This is a genomic window from Pseudoalteromonas sp. TP27 (genome assembly GCF_056470645.1).
In genome coordinates this window covers 1-3,094 of sequence record NZ_JARDAK010000058.1, presented here as the reverse complement: position 1 = coordinate 3,094, position 3,094 = coordinate 1, and the positions used below count along the sequence as shown (strand labels likewise).

Annotated in this window: 4 protein-coding genes; all 4 read right to left on the bottom strand. The window is 38.5% G+C overall.

The features are described 5' to 3' along the window. Positions 1–93: 93 nt before the first annotated feature. Positions 94–276, bottom strand: a complete 183-nt coding sequence (locus PX700_RS21730; protein WP_479521919.1) for a hypothetical protein — start codon at positions 274–276, stop codon at positions 94–96. 482 nt (positions 277–758) lie between these two features. After that, positions 759–1,610, bottom strand: a complete 852-nt coding sequence (locus PX700_RS21725; RefSeq protein ID WP_479521918.1) for a trypsin-like serine protease — start codon at positions 1,608–1,610, stop codon at positions 759–761. Positions 1,611–1,876: 266 nt separating this feature from the next. Beyond that, positions 1,877–2,380, bottom strand: a complete 504-nt coding sequence (locus PX700_RS21720; protein ID WP_479521917.1) for a hypothetical protein — start codon at positions 2,378–2,380, stop codon at positions 1,877–1,879. 20 nt (positions 2,381–2,400) lie between these two features. Then, the coding region (locus PX700_RS21715; protein ID WP_479521916.1) for a hypothetical protein at positions 2,401–3,094 on the bottom strand (694 nt) is incomplete at its 5' end.

The window sequence follows — 3,094 nt, the reverse complement described above, 5'->3', positions numbered from 1 at the left end:
AGAAGTAAAACGTAGTCATAATAAAGATGTCTCTATGTGGTAAATAACAGGCATGAAAAAAGCAAACCGATAGGCTTGCTTTGGATGAAAATATTAAAGGTTATATTTTGTATTATTGAGCGTAGTTACTTTTTTGCAGGTAAATGCTGACTGATTTTTCTTTGGTAATTTTCGATTCCATTGAGCCAGTGTTTCTAAAGAGGTGTAGCCGTAATCTTCATGTTTTTGAGCAATCAAATACATGGTGATGTGTTGCTGTGACTTAACAGTATTCATTGTTTCTTCTATGAAATAGGCTGATTTACAAGCCTAGAGAGCACGAGTCGCTCGTATTATGTGAAGTCGGAGTATATGCCTAATGTTAGAATTGTCATTTGTATTTATAAGGCTGGTTAGATTATTTGGTTATAAAAAATGATTAATATATTCATTATTATCAGGTGGAAAAAAGTGAATGATTACGTGTGTTTATTATGTGAACTTTTCTTAAAAGTGAGATATTAATGCAATAAAAAAGCAAACCTGTTGGTCTGCTTTTTTGTGGTTCGATTTATGATGGTTATGATCTTGTTTTGTATTTTTTATGTACGTCCATCATGGTTGATTCTTCCTTACACTTAAAGCCTGAATCATTGCTTCTTTTAATTACTCTATTCCACGATGCTAATTTATCTAATGAGACAACCCCGTGTTTCTTATGGGTGGCAAATATGGATAGAAAACTGATTTTTGAGTGTTTACATTTAAAATTCAAAACATTACTTTTTTCTGATTAATCCAAGACCAAGTAAGCCGATTAACGATAAGAACCCAAGACTACCGCCACTGTCACCGCCGCCTGATTCAGGTGTTGGTTTATTGATAGCAATTGATTCGTTATCTGATAGATGAAGAGTACCAGCACCTTCTACTGCGTAAGTACAGGTTGAGAACGGTTGAATATCCGAGGCTTGAAAACAAGTACCTCCAGTAATTGTCGCTTCACCAGAAGTGTAAGCCATATCATTTACTTGACCTGATAATGGGTCATGCAATGATTGAACTTTGATTGTGGTTGACCCGTTAGAAGTATTCGCAAGAGTTGGGTAGTGCCAGCCATTTATGTTTTCTAAAATGAAATCTTTTGCATAATGTAAATTTGTACCAAAGGTTATGCTATTAGCACCACTTTTAACTGTAGCTACGATTTCATTGTTGTTGTTTAACCACGCTCCACCTGAATCACCTCCAACACCTTGGCCTTGACCGATAAATTGTCCATCAATCATTTGCGGTCTTATTGGTTCTAAATTGGCATTTACTGTTGCATAGTGTAATGGTTCATCTGCGTTGTTAGTTGTACCAAATCCAAACAGTCGTAATTTATCATTATTTTTGACTGTGTTTTTAGTTAAATCTGCGAAGTAATGAATTTGGGCACTATTTCTAGTTTTTGGTAATGACCAAAGTGATACATCAATTTGAGCACCTGATAGATTCCAGTCAGGATGATTAACCCTATCAATGCTTGATACTATGGTGTTATCTGAAAAACGAATACGGTCATCGTGTGTGCAATGTGCTGCCGTTAGTACAAATTTCCCCGCAATCACGGTTCCAGTACAACTCATTTCAACCATGTCTTGATAGTTATTCCAATTGACAGAAGTACCATTAGTGACAGCGTAAGCATTACTTGAAAGCAATAAAGAGAACAACAGTTTTTTTGTAATAGTCATTTTAAATAAGCCCTTGTTTTTATTAGATCTATTATATCATTTTTTGGATTATTAAATACTTAATTATTGCGTTTGGTTTATGATCTTTTGTTCTAAGAAACCAGCGACTTATGATCGTTTAAGACGCTGATTTCTCAGCGTCTTTTTAGTGGGTTAGTTTAGTTTTGAATCAGCACTTTTTGGATGCTTATTTGAGCACTTCTAGACTCAAAATAGTAATCTCCATTGACTCGGCACTTTTCTTTTTGCTGACTATATTCTCCCATGACTTGAGAGCCTGTAAATCGTGCCCTTGCGGTTGCCGTTAAGTGACATTTCTCTGATGTAGTACTTATTTTTGAGGCAAGCACTAAACTTCCGCTGTTTCTTGGGAACGTCACGGTTCCTTCACTCGTTTGTACCATGATCATTTTGGCATTGCTTGGGATATTAACTCGACCAGTAGTGCTGCCTGTATAAATCTGTGTCCAGTCGCCCCCAGGATTTTCAAAATCAGATAATTCATCAATGGTATAACCAACAGCAGGTGGCGGAGCAAGGGCCTTCAATTTCGCGTTGTAGGCGGATTGATCTTTTACCGCATCTTCATAGGTTACTTTTGCGTAAGCCGATGGGAGTAGGATCAGTGCCATCATGCTGGCGATCAGTGTTTGTTTTAACATGGTATTTCCTTAATTAATGGTTATAAGGTTTTACATTGAGTGATGGCGGTTAAATAACCTGAATGGTTGATTTTAATATCGCCATCGCTGTCTTTTTTTACGATGTTATCAAGACCAACTCGCCATTGAGTGGCGTTTGTTGATTTTAAATACGCACGAATGCGCCCTGTCGTGGTGTGATCTTTTGGTGTGGTTATTTCTCCTATCATGAGATTAATGATGCTTTCTTTTCCTTCGGGACAATTTGGTCTATCAACGATGTCATCGTGTTTGACTAAAAACACATTCACTAAGCCATCAGAGACCACGGTTTGAGTGCCGTTGCTGTTTTTGATGGTGACGTCTTTGACGTTGGTTATCGCAAAGTTACCGCCCACATCCCAATCCCCAAGCAAGGTTGAATCATCCCCGCTGCGTTTCACCAATCCGTCATACGCAAAGGCCATGTCGGGCCTGTTTATGTATATCGTCATTTGGTTTAACGCGGGGTCATACTCGTTGGTTGGTATTTGCGTGAGCATGGAAATGCTCATCGACAATTCAGTGGTAAACGCAGGGTCACTTTGGTCTGGAAGCGTAAAACGCATGACTGCTCGCCATGTGTTGGTGCCTGTTGGTGTTACCAGTGGCTCTCTTTCATAGTTGATTTTTCCCCACGGGGTTTGGTCAATCAAAAAACAGAAGCCTTGAGCATTGTCAGCGGGTAAACAGGGG

Coding starts and splice junctions, on each gene's coding strand:
- PX700_RS21725 (WP_479521918.1), bottom strand. CDS start 1,610: ATGAGTTGTACTGGAACCGTGATTGCGGGGAAATTTGTACTAACGGCA.
- PX700_RS21720 (WP_479521917.1), bottom strand. CDS start 2,380: ATGTTAAAACAAACACTGATCGCCAGCATGATGGCACTGATCCTACTC.
- PX700_RS21730 (WP_479521919.1), bottom strand. CDS start 276: ATGAATACTGTTAAGTCACAGCAACACATCACCATGTATTTGATTGCT.